This is a genomic window from Hydrogenophaga sp. (assembly GCF_025699295.1).
Classification (GTDB): domain Bacteria; phylum Pseudomonadota; class Gammaproteobacteria; order Burkholderiales; family Burkholderiaceae_C; genus Hydrogenophaga.
On the sequence record NZ_JAILWB010000002.1, the window covers coordinates 78,158 to 93,849 of the forward strand.

The 15,692-nt window shown below is 66.9% G+C and carries 13 protein-coding genes; 4 read left to right on the forward strand and 9 right to left on the reverse strand.

What is annotated here, in order from left to right; genetic code table 11:
- Positions 1-75: 75 nt before the first annotated feature.
- From K5880_RS01970 to K5880_RS01995, 6 genes are read right to left on the reverse strand one after another with little or no spacing between them, the layout of a single operon-like run.
- Entirely contained in the window at positions 76-1,395 is a 1,320-nt protein-coding gene (locus K5880_RS01970; RefSeq protein WP_297648026.1) for a GTP-binding protein, read from the reverse strand.
- On the reverse strand, positions 1,395-2,354 hold the full coding sequence (gene cysD, locus K5880_RS01975; protein ID WP_297648029.1) for a sulfate adenylyltransferase subunit CysD: 960 nt from the start codon (positions 2,352-2,354) through the stop codon (positions 1,395-1,397). Before cysD ends, K5880_RS01970 begins: the two co-directional genes overlap by 1 nt.
- Entirely contained in the window at positions 2,351-3,100 is a 750-nt protein-coding gene (locus tag K5880_RS01980) for a phosphoadenylyl-sulfate reductase (protein WP_297648032.1), read from the reverse strand. The genes cysD and K5880_RS01980 overlap by 4 nt, the downstream gene beginning before the upstream one ends.
- A 19-nt stretch (positions 3,101-3,119) precedes the next feature.
- Positions 3,120-3,509, reverse strand: a complete 390-nt coding sequence (locus tag K5880_RS01985) for a DUF934 domain-containing protein (RefSeq protein WP_297648035.1) — start codon at positions 3,507-3,509, stop codon at positions 3,120-3,122.
- 11 nt (positions 3,510-3,520) lie between these two features.
- Positions 3,521-5,296 (reverse strand): nitrite/sulfite reductase, encoded by a 1,776-nt coding sequence (locus K5880_RS01990; protein ID WP_297648038.1) that lies wholly within the window; start codon positions 5,294-5,296, stop codon positions 3,521-3,523.
- A gap of 21 nt (positions 5,297-5,317) precedes the next feature.
- Positions 5,318-6,109: a sulfite exporter TauE/SafE family protein gene (locus K5880_RS01995; RefSeq protein WP_297648041.1), complete on the reverse strand. Its 792-nt coding sequence runs from the start codon at positions 6,107-6,109 to the stop codon at positions 5,318-5,320.
- 166 nt (positions 6,110-6,275) lie between these two features.
- On the opposite strand from K5880_RS01995, the gene K5880_RS02000 reads away from it, so the two are divergent.
- Complete coding sequence (locus tag K5880_RS02000; protein ID WP_297648043.1) at positions 6,276-7,088, forward strand: hypothetical protein; 813 nt, start codon at positions 6,276-6,278, stop codon at positions 7,086-7,088.
- Positions 7,089-7,113: 25 nt separating this feature from the next.
- Here the strand turns inward: K5880_RS02000 and K5880_RS02005 are convergent, their stop codons facing one another.
- A complete protein-coding gene (locus K5880_RS02005; protein WP_297648046.1) occupies positions 7,114-8,289 on the reverse strand; it encodes an FAD-dependent oxidoreductase in 1,176 nt (391 codons plus the stop codon).
- 24 nt (positions 8,290-8,313) lie between these two features.
- Entirely contained in the window at positions 8,314-8,592 is a 279-nt protein-coding gene (locus K5880_RS02010) for an oxidative damage protection protein (protein WP_297648049.1), read from the reverse strand.
- A 275-nt stretch (positions 8,593-8,867) separates the two neighbouring features.
- On the opposite strand from K5880_RS02010, the gene K5880_RS02015 reads away from it, so the two are divergent.
- Positions 8,868-9,638, forward strand: a complete 771-nt coding sequence (locus K5880_RS02015) for a ferredoxin--NADP reductase (protein WP_297648052.1) — start codon at positions 8,868-8,870, stop codon at positions 9,636-9,638.
- A gap of 85 nt (positions 9,639-9,723) precedes the next feature.
- Complete coding sequence (locus K5880_RS02020; RefSeq protein WP_297648491.1) at positions 9,724-10,245, forward strand: disulfide bond formation protein B; 522 nt, start codon at positions 9,724-9,726, stop codon at positions 10,243-10,245.
- 25 nt (positions 10,246-10,270) lie between these two features.
- Here K5880_RS02020 and argA read toward each other — a convergent pair whose 3' ends face one another.
- Positions 10,271-11,611, reverse strand: coding sequence for an amino-acid N-acetyltransferase (gene argA, locus K5880_RS02025; RefSeq protein WP_297648055.1), 1,341 nt, complete (start codon positions 11,609-11,611; stop codon positions 10,271-10,273).
- 39 nt (positions 11,612-11,650) lie between these two features.
- Between argA and hrpA the strand changes: the two genes are divergently transcribed.
- Positions 11,651-15,589 (forward strand): ATP-dependent RNA helicase HrpA, encoded by a 3,939-nt coding sequence (gene hrpA, locus K5880_RS02030; RefSeq protein ID WP_297648058.1) that lies wholly within the window; start codon positions 11,651-11,653, stop codon positions 15,587-15,589.
- Positions 15,590-15,692 lie beyond the last annotated feature (103 nt).

Consider the following 15,692-nt stretch of genomic DNA (forward strand, 5'->3'; position numbering starts at 1 on the left):
TGGATTTTAGGGTTTCCATGGAGCCCAGGCCGGGGCATGCCCCTTGCCTGGGTCGGTGTAAAGGAGAAAGGGTGCTCAGAGCACCAGAAGGGCACCGGCGGTGCGGTGGCTGGCGGTGTCCACCAGCACCAGCGAGCCCAGGGTGCGCGAGCGCTCGAACGGCAGGGTGGCGAGAGGCTCCTGCAGGCTCAGCTCGATGTGTCCGATCGCATTGGGTTCGAGCTGGCTCGCGTCCTCTTCCGCCAGAGTATGGATGTCGAGCCGGTGCACGATGCGCTTGATGCGGGCCTTCACCCAGCGATGTCCGTGCAGCGCCCAGTACACCCGGCCCGGCACGAGGGTCTCGTCGTCCAGCCAGGCCACCGTCGCGCGGATCTCGCGGCTGCCCTCGAGAGGCTCGTTTTCGTCGACCGCCAGCAGCCAGTCGCCACGTGAGACGTCGACTTCGCGGTCGAGTACGATGCCGGCGCTGTGGCCGGCCAGCACGGCTTGCGGGCTTCGCACATGGTTGAGCACCTGTGCCACGACGGCGGTCTGCCCGTTGGGCATGATGCGCACCGGCTGGCCGGGCTGCACGCCGCCCGTGGCCACGCGGCCCCAGAACACACGGCGCCCTTGAGTGGTATCGGACGAGCTGCTGAACTTCTCCACCCATTGCACCGCAAAGGCGAACGGCAGGTTGCTGTCCGTTGGCGTGACGGGCAGGCCTTCCAGAATGTCCAGCAGTGTCGGACCGTTGTAGCCGCACCAGCGGGCCTGCTCACTCGCGTCCACCACGTTCCAGCCCTTGAGCGCGGAGATCGGCACGATGGCCGTCACGGGAATACCGGCCTGCGCTGCGAACCGCTGCAACGCCGCTGCGATGTGCTGGAACGCCTGCGCGTTGTTGTCCACAGCGTCGAGCTTGTTGATGGCAAAGACGACCGACGGCACGCGCAGCAGCTTGAGCAGCAGGCTGTGGCGTCGCGTCTGGGGCAGCAACTGCAGGGCGGCATCGGCCCAGTCCAGTTTGGTGGCATCCACCAGCACCACGGCAGCGTCCGCGCTGCTGGCGGCAGTGACCATGTTGCGCGTGTACTGTTCGTGGCCGGGTGCGTCGCCGATGATGAATTTGCGCGCTTCGGTGCTGAAGTAGCGGTAGGCCACGTCGATGGTGATGCCCTGCTCGCGCTCGGCCGAGAGGCCGTCGGTGAGCAGCGCCAGGTCTGTCTGGCCCTGGCGTTGCACGCCGGCCAGATGGTCCTGCAGCACAGCCTTGCTGTCGACCAGCAGGCGGCCGATGAGGGTGCTCTTGCCGTCGTCCACGCTGCCGCAGGTGATCAGGCGCAGCGCGGAGCGGGTGTCCTGGCCGAAGGTGTCGGCGGGCGCGGCCCGCACGGATGCAATGGTGGTCATCAGAAATACCCGTCCTTCTTGCGTTTTTCCATGGAGGCATCGGACGTCTTGTCGTCCATGCGCGTGGCACCGCGTTCGCTGACCTCGGCGGCAAGGGTTTCGATCACGATGTCGTCGGCCGATGCGGCCAGGCTGTCGACAGGGCAGGTGCAGGTGATGTCGCCCACCGTGCGGAAGCGCACGTCGCGCACCTGCACGGTTTCGCCCTCGCGCGGCGGGGTGAGTTCGGTCACCGGCACGAGCAGGCCGCGGCGGTCGACCACCTCGCGCCGGTGCGTGTAGTAAATGGAAGGCAGGGCGATGTTCTCGCGCGCGATGTACTGCCACACGTCGAGCTCTGTCCAGTTGCTGATGGGGAACACGCGGAAGTGCTCGCCGGGCTGCAGGCGGGTGTTGAACAGCGTCCAGAGCTCGGGGCGCTGGGCCTTGGGCTGCCATTGGCCGAAGCTGTCGCGGTGGCTGAAGATGCGCTCCTTGGCGCGCGCCTTTTCCTCGTCGCGCCGCGCGCCACCGATCAGGGCGTCGAAGCGGAACTCTTCAATGGCTTCGAGCAGGGTGACCGACTGGTGCACGTTGCGGCTCTCGCCCGGGTGCGCCAGGCGCACCGTGCCGCGCTTCATCGAGTCTTCGACGTTGCGCACGATCAGTTCGGCACCGAGCTCCTTCGCACGCAGGTCGCGGAAGTCGGTGACTTCGGGGAAGTTGTGACCGGTGTCGATCATCAGCAGCGGGTAGGGAATGCGACCCGCGCCAAAAGCCTTTTCGGCGCACTTGAGCATGACCAGCGAATCCTTGCCGCCCGAGAACAGCAGCGCGGGGCGCTCGAAGGCAGCCGCCACCTCGCGCAGGATGAAGATGGTTTCTTCCTCCAGCGCGTCCAGGTGGGCGTTGCTCAGGTGGTGATCGCTGGCATGTTGCAGGGCGGTCTGGATCACGGCGGTTTCGGTGCGGGCGTTCATGAAGGGGTCCGTTCGAGAGACGACACGAGGGGTTCTGAAGCGGGTTGCACGTGCAGTCCGCATTCCTTGGCGCTTTCCTGTTCCCACCACCAGCGTCCGGCGCGGAAGTCCTCGCCAACGCTGATGGCGCGCGTGCAGGGCGCGCAGCCGATGCTGGGGTAGAACTGGTCGTGCAGCGCGTTGTAGTCGAGTTGGTGCAAGGCGATGAAGTGCCAGACGTCGCCCCAGGTCCATTCGACAATGGGGCTGACCTTGATGCGCTCGGGCTCCTGGATGATTTCACCCACCTCGGCACGGGCGTTGGACTGTTCGCGCCGCAGGCCGGTGATCCAGCCGTCCTGGCCGGCCAGGGCACGCGCGAGAGGTTCCATCTTGCGCAGGTCGCAGCAGGCCTTGCGCAGTTCGATGCTCTGGTACATGGCCTCTTCGCCGTTCTTGCGCACGAAGTGGATGACCGATTCCTGCCGGGGACGGAACAGCTGCACGCTGATGCCGTAGCGCTGCTCGATCCTCGGGATCAGGGCGAGCGTTTCGGCGTGCAGCTTGCCGGTTTCCAGCACGAACACGCTGGCCTCGATGCCGGCGAGGTGGATCAGGTGCGTGACCACGATGTCCTCGGCGCCCAGGCTGGAGGCCTGGGTCAGCTTCGGATGGTTGGCGGCGGTTTCGCGCAGCAGTGCGATGCTGCGCTCGACCTTGGCGGCGAAGTCGGGCGAGGGGCGGTTGTAGAGAGCGATGGCGGTCATGGCGTTGGCTGTGAGGCGCTCAGGCGGTGGCGAAACGGGGTGCGGTCTGCAGCGCGTCACCCTGGTAGAAGGCGGGGTAGTGCGCCAGCAGTGCCTGGCCATGGGCCAGGTTCTGGTCGGCGCGCAGCACGGCCTGGGTGAAGCCGCTGCGCTGCATCTGCACGAGCTGGTCGATCAGCACGTCGCCGGTGGCGCGGATCTCCCCCGCGAAACCCAGGCGGCGGCGCAGCAGGAACGCCTGGCTGAACGCGCGCCCGTCGTTGAATTTCGGAAAGTGCAGTTCGATCGCATCGATGCCGCTCAGGTCGGATTCGCACGGATCGGCGTCGTTGGCAATGGCGATGCGCCGGTTCTCGGCCTCGCTGGGCGTGAAGGCCTTGGCGCTGAAAACCTGGAAGTTCTGGCTCATGGGGTCTGTCCTCAGGCGGTGGCACGGGCCGTGCTGGTGCGCACCGCGTTGGCGGCGGCCTTGAACGGTTCAGTGCCGGTGCGGCGCAGCGTGGCGACAAAGGTCTCGCGGTCGCTGCGCTGTGCGCGGTAGGTATCGAGCAGGGCCTCGATCACGTCAGGCACTTCGCTGGCGGCGAACGAGGGGCCGATCACCTTGCCGGGCGTGGACTCGCCCGACAGGCGTGTGCCGTCGGAGCCGCCGAGCGTGACCTGGTACCACTCCTGGCCGTCCTTGTCGACGCCCAGGATGCCGATGTGGCCACTGTGGTGGTGGCCGCAGGAATTGATGCAGCCGCTGATGTGCAGGTCGATCTCGCCCAGGTCGTGCAGCTCGTCCAGGTCCTTGTAGCGCCCCAGGATGGCCTGTGCCAGCGGCAATGAGCGCGCGTTGGCCAGGTCGCAGAAGTCACCACCGGGGCAGGCGATCATGTCGGTGAGCAGGCCGATGTTGGGCTTGGCCAGGCCCAGCCGGCGCGCTTCGCGCCAGAGTTCGGGCAACTGGTCGCAGCGCACCCAGGGAAGCAGCAGGTTCTGCTCGTGCGTCACGCGGGCCTCGCCGGCCGAGAAGCGCTCGGCCAGTTCGGCGGCGCGGTCCAGCTGATCCGCCGTGGCGTCGCCGGGGGCCTGACCGAAACGCTTGAACGACAGCGTCACGGCGCGCAGATCCGGGTTCTGGTGCGGCTTGACGTTCTGCTGCAGCCAGCGGCTGAACTCAAGGTCGTCCTCGGCGGCGGCCTTGAGGATGTGCGCGATCTTCGCGTCCGCACTCTTGCGGTCGCAATTCAAGGCCGGCGGCACGAAGAAGGCGCTCACGCGGTCCAGCTCGGTCTGGCTGATGGTGTGCGGCGCGCCGTCCTTTTCGACGATGTCGCGGTACTCGGCCTCCACCTGGTCGGTGAATGCCTGGCCTTCTGCCTTCACGAGAATCTTGATGCGGGCCTTGTAGATGTTGTCGCGCCGGCCGAAGCGGTTGTAGGCGCGCACCACGGCCTCGAGGTAGTTGAGGATCTGGTGCCAGGGCAGGAATTCGCGGATCACGCTGCCGATGATGGGCGTGCGGCCCATGCCGCCACCCACGCGCACCTGAAAGCCCAGTTCCCCGTCCACGTTGCGCAGCAGCCGCAGGCCGACGTCGTGCCAGGCGGTGGCGGCGCGGTCTTCGCGCGCGCCGGTGATGGCGATCTTGAACTTGCGCGGCAGGAAGGCGAATTCCGGGTGCAGTGTGCTCCACTGGCGCATGATTTCGGCGAAGGGGCGCGGGTCGGCGACCTCGTCGACCGCGATGCCGGCCAGCGCGTCGGTGGTGATGTTGCGGATGCAGTTGCCGCTGGTCTGGATGCCGTGCATGTTCACGCTGGCCAGCAGGTCCATCACGTCGGCTGATCGTGCGAGCGGGATCCAGTTGTACTGCACGTTCTGCCGCGTGGTGAAGTGGCCGCAACGATCGGGCAAGGTGGGCACTTCGCTCAGGCCAGCGTTGGCCTGGGAGACGTCGCGGTCTTCCTTGTGGTCGAACTCGCGTGCAATCTTCGCGAGCACGCGCAGTTGCGGGCTGGAGATCTCGCCATAGGGCACCGCCACGCGCAGCATGGGCGCAAAGCGCTGCACGTACCAGCCGTTCTGCAGGCGCAGCGGCTTGAATTCGTCTTCTTTCAGCGTGCCGTCCTGCCAGCGGATGAGCTGGTCGCGGTACTGGGCTGCGCGCAGACGCACGAACTGGCGGTCAAAGTCGGAGTATTGGTACATCGTCTTCGTGGGGCTTCGGGATCAAAAGGCCATCAGCTTCAGGCCGGCATAGGCCAGAAGGACGGACAGGGCGGAGCGCACCAGGCGCTCGGGGGTGTGACGCATCAGCCGCGTCCCCAGCCAGATGCCCGGCAGCGAACCGGCCAGCAACTGGACCAGCAGCGGCCAGTCCACCGAGCCCAGGCTGGCATGGCCGAGACCCGCCACCAGCGTGAGGGGGACGGCGTAGGCAATGTCGGCGGCCACGATCCGCGGCAGCGGCAGCAGGGGGAACAGCAGCAACAGTACCGACACGCCGATGGCGCCCGCACCCACCGAAGTGAGCGTGACCAGGGATCCGATCACCGCGCCGAACAGCACCGGCAGGCTCCAGTGGCGCGCGCGCATGGCGTTGTGCATTTGACCCTCGGGGACATGGCGTGGCAGCTGTTTGCCACGCGCAGCCTTGTAGAACATGGCCGCCGCCGTCAGCAGCAAGGCCACACCCAGGGTGGTGGTCATGAGCGACTGGGCGAAGGCGCTGGCCGGACCCAGCTTCTGCAGCGCGGCCAGGGTGAGTAGCGCCGCAGGGATGCTGCCCGCGCACAGCTGACCCACCACGCGCCAGGGCACCAGCCGCTGCCGTGCCAGGCTCACCGTGCCACCCATCTTGGTGAAGGCCGCGAACAACAGGTCGGTGCCAATGGCGAGGTGGGGCTTGACGCCGAAGAAGAAGATCAGGATGGGCGTCATGAGCGAGCCGCCACCCACGCCCGTGAGACCCACGATGAGTCCCACGGCGAATCCGGCCAGGATGAAGGCAATGTCAGGCATGGGGGCGACTGTAGAGAGGCATCGATATATCCCAAACGATTTTTTGCTCATGCCCATATTTCAAATTGGTATAAACAATACGGGCTCGTGCTGGATCACACGCCAATCGCCCGCTTGTCGCGAGTTCGCGACCGCGCATCGCTTCGCCCGGCGTAACATCCGCGCCATGCAGAAGCAGCGTGTCCTGGTCAGCGTGGTCGGTTTCTCCGACGTGGAGCGGCACGCGCTCAACACGGTCTTTCGCCTGTCCCAGGAGCGAGACCTGTCCTACGCCCCCTGGGCGCCGCTGCTGGCACCCGGTGCGGCGGTGCCGACGACCGTGCCGCAAGTGGCGCTGGTCGACGGCGAAAGCCTGGAGGCGGTGCTTTCCCATGCGAAGGAGATGCCCAGCGGCCAGCGCCTGATCTGGGTCGGCCCGGATGCGCCCGAGCACGCCTGGCGGGTGTTGCAGCGTCCCATCGAGTGGGCTGCGGTGCTGCACGACCTCGATGCCGTGTTCGCCGCGCACCAGGTCGACTCGGGCCTGCTCGATCTGGATGTGACCGCGCCGTCGCCACTGGATCTGGACCTCGACATGGACATGGGTGAACCCGGCGAGATCGTGCGGCGCGCTGTGGTGATCGGCGCCGACGAACAGGAGGGCACCTACCTGCGCACGCGCCTGGCGCTGGCCGGGGTGGCGCATGTGGACGAGGTGACGGAGACAGAGCTGGCGCTTGAACTCATGGAGCGCCACCGCTATCTGTGCGGGGTGTTCAACCTGGACGACCACCGCATCGATGTGTGGGCCCTCATGCGCCACTTTGTGACGCGCAACCCGCAGGCACTCACCCTCGCCACGACCGAGCTGGCCGGTCCGCTGGCAGGCTGGTGGCGCCGCCGCCGTGTGCGGCGCGACGCGCACCGCGTCGGCATCACGGCCTTGCTGGAGCGGCCCTTCCAGCCCCGTCAGATCTCCGCCTGGCTGGACCTGATCTAGAACCCGGCCCTGTTGTCTGCGGCGCTCAGGCCCGGGCCGCGGCCGGTGGGCGCCTGCGGGCGTGCTTCCAGGCAAAGCGCGCCGGGTCGATGGCCGCCAGCAGATCGGCTTCGTCCTGACGCGCAGGCTCGCCGTCCAGGGACGCGGCCAGGCGGGTCGCGCACCAGTGAGCCAGCGTGATGCCGCGCGATCCCAGCGCCGTCAACAGATGCAGTCCCGTAAGGCGAGGTGTCGCGGCCAGCGGCATGCGCATGCGGCGTGGGGGCTCCATGAGCGAGCGCAGTGCCTCGCAGTCCGGCGCTGCACCTACCAGCGGAAGTCGGTCCAGTGATGCGCAGCGCACCTGGGCCCAACCAAGCAGCGTGCCGTCGGCCATGGCTTCTCGCAGCTGCCGGGCGGCAGGCGGGCACATGGCGTTCAGGCTGGCAGCGTTGCTGTCGTGCGCGACTGCGCTCACCGCCACGTCATGACGACCGCGTTCGTACGTGGAGCCCGTCGCCCACAAACGCGCCGGCCAGTGCGGCGGCAAACCGGTGTCCTCGTAGAGCGGGACGTACACGCCCTGATTGCGCTGCGGCCGGGCCGCCAGCGGCTCGCTCCGCAGCGCGGCCAGGCTCATCTGGCCTTTGACCGGGCGCAGCGGCAGGCTGGCGGGGCCCGTGAGCGCCGAATGCTCCACCAGCAGGGCGAGGCTGCCGAATGCCGAGGCCACCACCACCACCGGTGCCTCGGCCAGATGGAGGCCATCCGTATCCAGCGCTTGCCACAGCGAGCCATGGCGCGCGAGGGCGTGTACCTGTGCCTGCCACATCGTTTCCATTGCGCTCAGTCGGGCTGCTTCCTGCAGCCAGGCCTGCACCAGGGCGGCCGGGCGTACCAGCGCGGCGGGCCGGCGCCCTGGATCGTGGCCGAGGTTGTCCACCTCGCACGCACGCCAGCCCTGGCCCTGTGGCACCAGGCGTTGCAACTCGGCGAGTGTGGTGTCCACGCCGAGCGCCGACAGGCGCGACAGTGGCGTGGGCGCGCGCGTCACGTGCGCGCTGAGCATGCCCACCGGCAATGCGGATGCCCCTTGTGCCGGGCCGGCGGCCGCGTCCAGCAGTGTGAGCCGCCATCCGCGCCGAGCGAGCGCCGCGCACACGGCAGCACCCGCCAGGCCGGCGCCGATCACCAGGGCATGGCGTTTTTCCGAAGCTGGCACAGGGAAGGGGCGTGGCCGAAAGACTCAGTTGCCTTCGGACGGGGGAACGTATCCGGCGGCCGGGTCGGCGCCATCACCAAAGAAATGTTTCTCCATCTGGCGTGCCAGGTACTGGCGCGCCCGTGCATCGGCCAGGTTGAGCCGGTTTTCATTGAGCAGCATGGTCTGGTGCTTGAGCCAGGCGGCCCAGGCTTCCTTGCTCACGTTCTCGTACAGGCGCTTGCCCATTTCGCCCGGATAGGGCGGAAAGTCGAGCCCTTCGGCTTCCTTGCCGAGCTTGATGCAGTGGACGGTGCGTGCCATGGGGATATCCTTGCGATTGGTTTATATGGTGTGGTTATAAGGAACTGAAGAAATTATTCGTTCCAGAACTGATCGACCGCCGGCATGATCCGGAGTGTTGTTCGGTGGCGCCGCCTGTCAGCGACCGCATGACCCTCGCCGGGTGTGCAGAAAGCCCGCCACTGTAGCAAGGTTTCGGTGCCCTGCCGGCCGGTGTGGCCGGCGCATTGCCCTGGACACGGCCCCGCCGGGCCAACTTTCTACAATACCGGGATCAGACCCCATCAGGATTTCTCATGAGTGCATTTCTGGAAGAGCGCGTGCTCAGCGTTCACCACTGGACCGACCGGCTGTTCAGTTTCACCACCACGCGCGACACCTCGCTGAGATTCTCCAATGGCCACTTCACCATGATCGGCCTGCGGGTGGACGGCAAACCGCTGCTGCGCGCGTACAGCATCGTCAGCCCGAACTACGCCGACCACCTCGAATTCCTCAGCATCAAGGTGCAGGACGGTCCGCTGACTTCGCGTCTGCAGCACATCCAGGTGGGCGACAGCATCGTGGTCGGTCGCAAGCCCACCGGCACCTTGCTGGTCGACTATCTCTTGCCGGCTCGTCGCCTGTACCTGCTGGGCACGGGCACGGGTCTGGCGCCGTTCATGAGCATCATCCGCGACCCGGAGACCTATGAACGCTTCGAGCAGGTCGTGCTGGTTCACGGTGTGCGCCAGGTCAAGGAACTGGCCTATCGCGAACTCATCTCCGAGCAACTCCGGCACGACGAGTTCCTGGGTGACGAGGTCCGGCAGAAGTTGCTGTATTACCCCACGGTCACGCGCGAGCCCTTCATGCACCAGGGCCGCATCCCGCAACTCCTGTCCGACGGCGTGATCGCCAAGGACCTGGGTATTCCACCACTCAACCCGGCCGAAGACCGCGTGATGATCTGCGGCAGCCCCGAGATGCTGCGCGACCTCAAGGCCCTGTGTGAGAAGCGCGGCTTCAAGGAAGGCAACACCAGCACACCGGGTGACTTCGTCATCGAACGCGCTTTCGTGGGCTGAGGCGCGGGAACTTGCTGCAGACTGCGGGGCTCATTGCCCTGTCCCGCCCGGCGGCCGTGTTCGCCCCTCCTCAGGAATCCCCTTGATCGCCACGCTTTCTTCCAGTCCGCTCTCGCCCCTGGCGAACCACCCCCGCCGCATACTGGGCCTGATCGCGGCGGCCTGCGTCGCGATGCTGGCGTTCGGTCTGTATCTCCAGCACGTCGTGGGTCTGGAGCCTTGCCCCATGTGCATCGTGCAGCGGTATGCGCTGGTCGCCGTGGCTCTGGTGGCTGGTGTGACTGCCGTGTTCAAGCGCCGCTTCTTCCTGTATGCCGGCGTGATCAAGATGGGCGTGTTCGCGGCACTCGGCGCCTTTGTCGCCGCGCGCCAGAGCTGGCTGCAGTGGAATCCGCCCGAAATCCTGAGCTGCGGGCGCGACTTCTTCGGCATGATCGAGGCCTTCCCTCTGCGCCGCGCGATCCCCATGATCTTTCGCGGCAGCGGCGACTGCTCGGTGATCGACTGGACTTTCCTCGGCCTGTCGATCGCCAACTGGTCCTTCCTCTGCTTCTCGGCCATCGCCCTGCTGGCCGTTGCCCTCTGGGCGAAGCGGCCCGCCGCCTGAGCGACCTGGCGTCTGGCCCGGCCCCTCAGCTGAGTTTCTTCACCAGCACCTGGCTCTTGCGGTCCCAGTTGTACTTGCGCTTGCGCGCCTCGGGCAGCCAGTCGGCATTGACCTGGACGAAGCCGCGCTTGATGAACCAGTGCATGGTGCGCGTGGTGAGCACGAAGATGCTCTGCAGGCCCTGGGCCCTGGCACGGGTTTCGATGCGCTTGAGCAAGCGCTCTCCGTCGCCCTGGCTCTGCGTGTCGGGTGAGACGGTGAGCGCGGCCATCTCGCCCGTGCGCGCTTCCGGGTAGGGATAGAGAGCCGCGCAGCCGAAGATGACGCCGTCGTGTTCGATGATGGTGTAGTAGCCCGCGTCGCGTTCGATCTCGGTGCGGTCGCGCTTGACCAGGGTGCCGTCCTTCTCGAACGGCTCGATCAGGGCCACGATGCCGCTCACATCATCCATGGTGGCTTCGCGCACGCTCTCCAGCTTTTCGTCCACCACCATGGTGCCGATACCATCGTGGGTGTAGATCTCCAGCAGCAGGGCTCCGTCCACCGCGAAGGGCAGGATGTGGCTGCGTTCGACACCACCCTGGCACGCGCGGATGCAGTGCTGCAGGTAGAAGGCGGTGTCCGTGGGTTGCGTGGCCGCGGGCAGTGCCGCGAGCAACTTCTTCGCGTCGGCCAGTGGCAACTCGGTGTCGATATCGCTTTCGGGGTCTGCGTTGTCCACCCGGATGCCGGCCACCTCGGTGAGGAACATCAGCTTGTCGGCCTGCAGTGCCACCGCCACCGAGGTCGCCACGTCCTCCATGGTCAGGTTGAACGCCTCGCCGGTGGGCGAGAAGCCGAAGGGGGAGAGCAGGACCATGGCGCCCATGTCGAGCGTGCGCTGGATGCCTTCGGTGTCGACCTTGCGAACCAGGCCCGAGTGCTGGAAGTCCACACCGTCCATGAGACCGACCGGGCGCGCGGTGATGAAGTTGCCCGAGATCACGCGCACCGTGGCGCCCGCCATGGGGGTGTTGGGCAGGCCCTGGCTGAACGCGGCCTCGATCTCGTAGCGCAGCTGGCCGGCGGCTTCCTGCGCGCAGTCCAGCGCCACCGAATCGGTGATGCGCATGCCGTGCGAGTACTTCGCCTCATGGCCCTTGAGCCGCAGCTGCTCGTTCACCTGGGGTCGAAAGCCATGCACCAGCACGATCTCCACGCCCATGCTCTGGATCAGCGCGAGGTCCTGCGCCAGCTTCTCCAGCTTGCCGGCGGCGATCGCTTCGCCCGCGATGCCGACCACGATGGTATTGCCACGGTGTTTGTGGATGTAGGGCGCGACCGAGCGGAACCAGGGAACGAAGGTGAAGTTGAAGACGGTGGACATGGATGGGGTGACAGGCAGTCGGTGGGCCGGGCGCCGATAATGACCGGCTGCCCGATTTTGACCGAAGTTCCCCCCTTGTCTTCCACACCGCTTCGCATCGAATTCCCCGAGACCCTGCCGGTCTCGGCCCGCCGCCACGAGATCGAGGCTGCCCTGCGCGAGCACCAGGTGGTCATCGTCTGTGGTGAAACCGGTTCGGGCAAGACCACGCAGTTGCCCAAGATCCTCCTGCAGATGGGCCGCGGCAAGTGCAATGCACCACCCGGGCAGCGTGGCCAGCTCATCGGCCACACCCAGCCGCGGCGCATTGCTGCCTCCAGCGTGGCCAAGCGCATTGCCGAGGAGCTCAAGACACCGCTGGGTGAGGTGGTGGGCTTCAAGGTGCGTTTCCAGGACCGGTTGTCTCGAGATGCCTCGGTCAAGCTCATGACCGACGGCATCCTGCTGGCCGAGACACAGACCGACCCGGACCTGCGCGCCTACGACACCATCATCATTGACGAGGCGCACGAGCGCAGCCTGAACATCGACTTCCTGCTCGGGTACCTGCGCCAGCTGCTGCCGCGCCGGCCCGACCTGAAGGTGGTGGTGACCTCGGCCACCATCGACGCGGACCGTTTTGCGCAGTACTTCGCCTCGAAGCGTGGGCCAGCGCCGGTGTTGATGGTCTCGGGCCGCACCTTCCCGGTCGAGGTGCGCTGGCGCCCTTTCGAGGAAAGCCGTGACTACGACCTGAACAGCGCCATCACCGATGCGGTCGATGAGCTCTGGCGCGGGCCCCATGGCGGGGACATCCTGGTCTTCCTGCCCGGCGAGCGTGAGATTCGCGAGGCCGCCGACCACCTGCGCAAGCACCTCAGTCACATCCCCACGTTGCGCAACGCCGAGGTGCTGCCGCTGTTCGCGCGCCTCTCGCAGGCCGAGCAGGACCGCATCTTCCAGGAACACGGCAGCCGGCGCATCGTGCTCTCGACCAACGTGGCCGAGACTTCGCTCACTGTGCCGGGCATCCGCTTCGTGATCGACGCCGGCACCGCGCGCGTCAAGCGCTACAGCTTCCGCCAGAAGGTGGAACAGCTCATGGTGGAGCCCATCAGCCAGGCTGCGGCCAACCAGCGCGCCGGGCGCTGTGGCCGCGTGGCCGACGGCATCTGCATCCGCCTGTACGACGAGGCCGGCTTCAACGCCCGCCCGCGTTTCACCGACCCCGAGATCCTGCGCAGCTCGCTGGCGGGCGTGATCCTTCGCATGAAGGCGCTGCGCCTGGGCGCTGTGGAGGATTTCGCCTTCATCGAGGCACCGCAAAAGCGCGCCATTGTCGACGGCTACCAGTTGCTGGCCGAGCTGAACGCGGTGGATGAGAACAACGAACTCACGCCGATTGGCCAGACGCTCTCACGCCTGCCGCTGGACCCTCGCGTGGGTCGCATGATCCTGGAAGCGCAGCAGCGCGGCGCGCTCGACGAGGTGCTGGTGATCGCCTCGGCGCTTTCCGTGCAGGACGTGCGCGACCGCCCTCTGGACAAACAGGCCCAGGCCGACCAGGCGCATGCGAAGTTCGATGACGAGAAGAGCGAGTTCAGCGGCACGCTCAAGCTGTGGAAGTGGCTGGAGGATACCAAGGGTGGTCATGGCAAGGACCACAAACTCAGTCACCGGCAGTACGACAACCTGCTGCGCGAGAACTTCGTCAACGTGCGCCGGGTGCGCGAGTGGCGCGACATCCACACCCAGCTGCACACCGTCGTGGCGGAGCACAAGTGGCAGATCAACACCCAACCCGCGAGCTACGAACAGCTGCACCTGGCCATGCTCGCCGGCCTGCTGGGCAACGTGGGCCAGAAGAGTGAAACGGAAGACTGGTACCTGGGTGCGCGCGGCATCAAGTTCTACCGCCACCCTGGTGCCAACCTGAGCAAGAAGCCCGGACGCTGGATCGTCTGCGCCGAGCTGGTGGAAACCACCCGTCTGTTCGGGCGCGGCATCGCCGGCATCGAACCGCTCTGGCTGGAGCAGGTCGGTGGGCATCTGATCAAGAAGCAGCTGCTCGACCCGCACTGGGAGAAGAAGGCCGCACAGGTGACGGCGCTGGAGCGCGCCACGCTCTACGGCCTGGTGGTCTACAACAACCGGCGTACCGACTACGGCCGCGTGGATCCGGCGGGTGCCCGCGCGATCTTCATCCGCGAAGCGCTGGTGGCCGGCGAATGGGACACGCGCCTGCCGTTCCTGGCGGCCAACCAGAAGCTGGTGCGCCAGGTGGCCGAGCTGGAACACAAGTCGCGCCGCCAGGACGTGCTGGTCGACGACGAGCTGATCTACGCCTTCTACGACCAGCAACTGCCGGCGCACATCTGTAACGGCGCGGCGATGGAACGCTGGTACAAGGACGCCTCCCGCGACAACCCCAAGCTGCTGCTGCTCACGCGCGAAGAGCTGATGCGCCACGAGGCCGCAGGCATCACCACGCAGACCTTCCCGAAAACCCTGCGCCTGGGCGGTGTGGACTGCGCGTGCAGCTACCTGCACGAGCCGGGCGACCCGCGCGACGGCCTGTCGGTCGCGCTGCCGATCTTCGCGCTCAACCAGGCCAGCGAAGACCGCTGCGACTGGCTGGTACCCGGCATGCTCAAGGACAAGCTGCTGGCGCTGCTCAAGACGCTGCACCAGCGGCCGCGCTCGCGCCTGGTGCCGCTGCCCGCCACGGCAGAACGTTTCGCGCAGGCGCTGTGCGAACCCGCCGTGTTCGGTTCCGGCAACCTGATGGACGCGCTGCTCAAGCTCGTGCGGCAGGCCACGCAGCTCGACATCCAGCGCAACGACATCAAGATCGACATGCTCAGCCCGCACCACTTCATGCACTTGCGCGTGGTGGACGAGCACGGTCGTCAACTGGGCCAGGGCCGCAACCTCGCGGCGCTCAAGGCCGAGCTCGGCGCGCAGGCGCGGGGGGCGTTCCAGGCGCTGGCGCAGCTGAAGCTGTCTTCTTCACCCGCTCCCTCCGGGAGCGGGCAAGGTGAGGGAGCGGTGCGGGCGAAAGGCCATCACCCCAACCCTCTTCCGGAGGGCGTGGGAGTGAAGACATCGCCGGCAGCGCGGACCAGCGCCGCGCAACGCCATACCAGCTGGGATTTCGGCGAGTTGCCCGAGCTGATGGAGATCCAGCAGGGGCGGCAGACGCTGATCGGTTTCCCCGCGCTGGTGGACGACGGCGACGCGGTGCGCATCGAGGTGTTCGATGAACCCGCGGTGGCGCAGGGGCGCCATCGCGAAGGCTTGCGCCGCCTGTGTGCGCTGCAGATCCGCGACGCGCTGAAGTACCTGGAGAAAAACCTGCCCGGCCTGCAGGCCATGGGCGTGGCCTACATGCAGGTTGGCAAGGAAGCGGGAGGGGGTGGCACGCTGGAGGAGCTGCGCGCGCAGATTCTCGAACTGGCTCTGGACCGCGCCTTCCTCGGCGACCCGCTGCCCACCGACGAGGCGGCCTTCAAGCGCCGGGTGGACGAGGGAAGAGGGCGCCTCACACTGATCGCCAATGAGATCGCGCGCATCGCCGGCACCGTGCTTGCCGAGTACGCCGCCGCCGCGCGCAAGCTCAAGGATGGAAAGCCGCCAGCTGACGTGGCGAGCGACATCGTGCAACAGCTGCAGCGTCTGGTGCCCAGGCGCTTCCTCTTGCAGACACCGTACGCTCAATTGCAGCACCTTCCGCGCTACCTCAAGGCGGTTCAGTTGCGGCTGGACAAGCTGCGCACCGACCCCGCGCGCGACGCCGCCCGGCTGGCCGAGCTTCGTCCGCAGGAGCAGCGCTTCTGGCGCCTGGTGGCCGAGCGCAAGGGTGTGCAGGACGCGCGCCTGCAGGAGTTGCGCTGGCTGCTGGAGGAGTTGCGGGTCAGCTTCTTCGCGCAGGAACTGCGCACGCCCCAACCGGTGAGTCTCAAGCGGCTGGAAAAGTGCTGGGTGCAACTGAGCAGTTGACCCAGCACTTTCGGCGAGGCTCACATTTGCCCGAAGGGCATGTGATGCCGGAGCCACAAGGCCTGGACCCAGGTCAACACCTGAGCGCGCAGGCGGCCCGGCT

Coding starts and splice junctions, on each gene's coding strand:
- K5880_RS01970 (WP_297648026.1), bottom strand. CDS start 1,395: ATGACCACCATTGCATCCGTGCGGGCCGCGCCCGCCGACACCTTCGGC.
- cysD (WP_297648029.1), bottom strand. CDS start 2,354: ATGAACGCCCGCACCGAAACCGCCGTGATCCAGACCGCCCTGCAACAT.
- K5880_RS01980 (WP_297648032.1), bottom strand. CDS start 3,100: ATGACCGCCATCGCTCTCTACAACCGCCCCTCGCCCGACTTCGCCGCC.
- K5880_RS01985 (WP_297648035.1), bottom strand. CDS start 3,509: ATGAGCCAGAACTTCCAGGTTTTCAGCGCCAAGGCCTTCACGCCCAGC.
- K5880_RS01990 (WP_297648038.1), bottom strand. CDS start 5,296: ATGTACCAATACTCCGACTTTGACCGCCAGTTCGTGCGTCTGCGCGCA.
- K5880_RS01995 (WP_297648041.1), bottom strand. CDS start 6,109: ATGCCTGACATTGCCTTCATCCTGGCCGGATTCGCCGTGGGACTCATC.
- K5880_RS02000 (WP_297648043.1), top strand. CDS start 6,276: ATGCAGAAGCAGCGTGTCCTGGTCAGCGTGGTCGGTTTCTCCGACGTG.
- K5880_RS02010 (WP_297648049.1), bottom strand. CDS start 8,592: ATGGCACGCACCGTCCACTGCATCAAGCTCGGCAAGGAAGCCGAAGGG.
- K5880_RS02015 (WP_297648052.1), top strand. CDS start 8,868: ATGAGTGCATTTCTGGAAGAGCGCGTGCTCAGCGTTCACCACTGGACC.
- argA (WP_297648055.1), bottom strand. CDS start 11,611: ATGTCCACCGTCTTCAACTTCACCTTCGTTCCCTGGTTCCGCTCGGTC.
- hrpA (WP_297648058.1), top strand. CDS start 11,651: ATGACCGGCTGCCCGATTTTGACCGAAGTTCCCCCCTTGTCTTCCACA.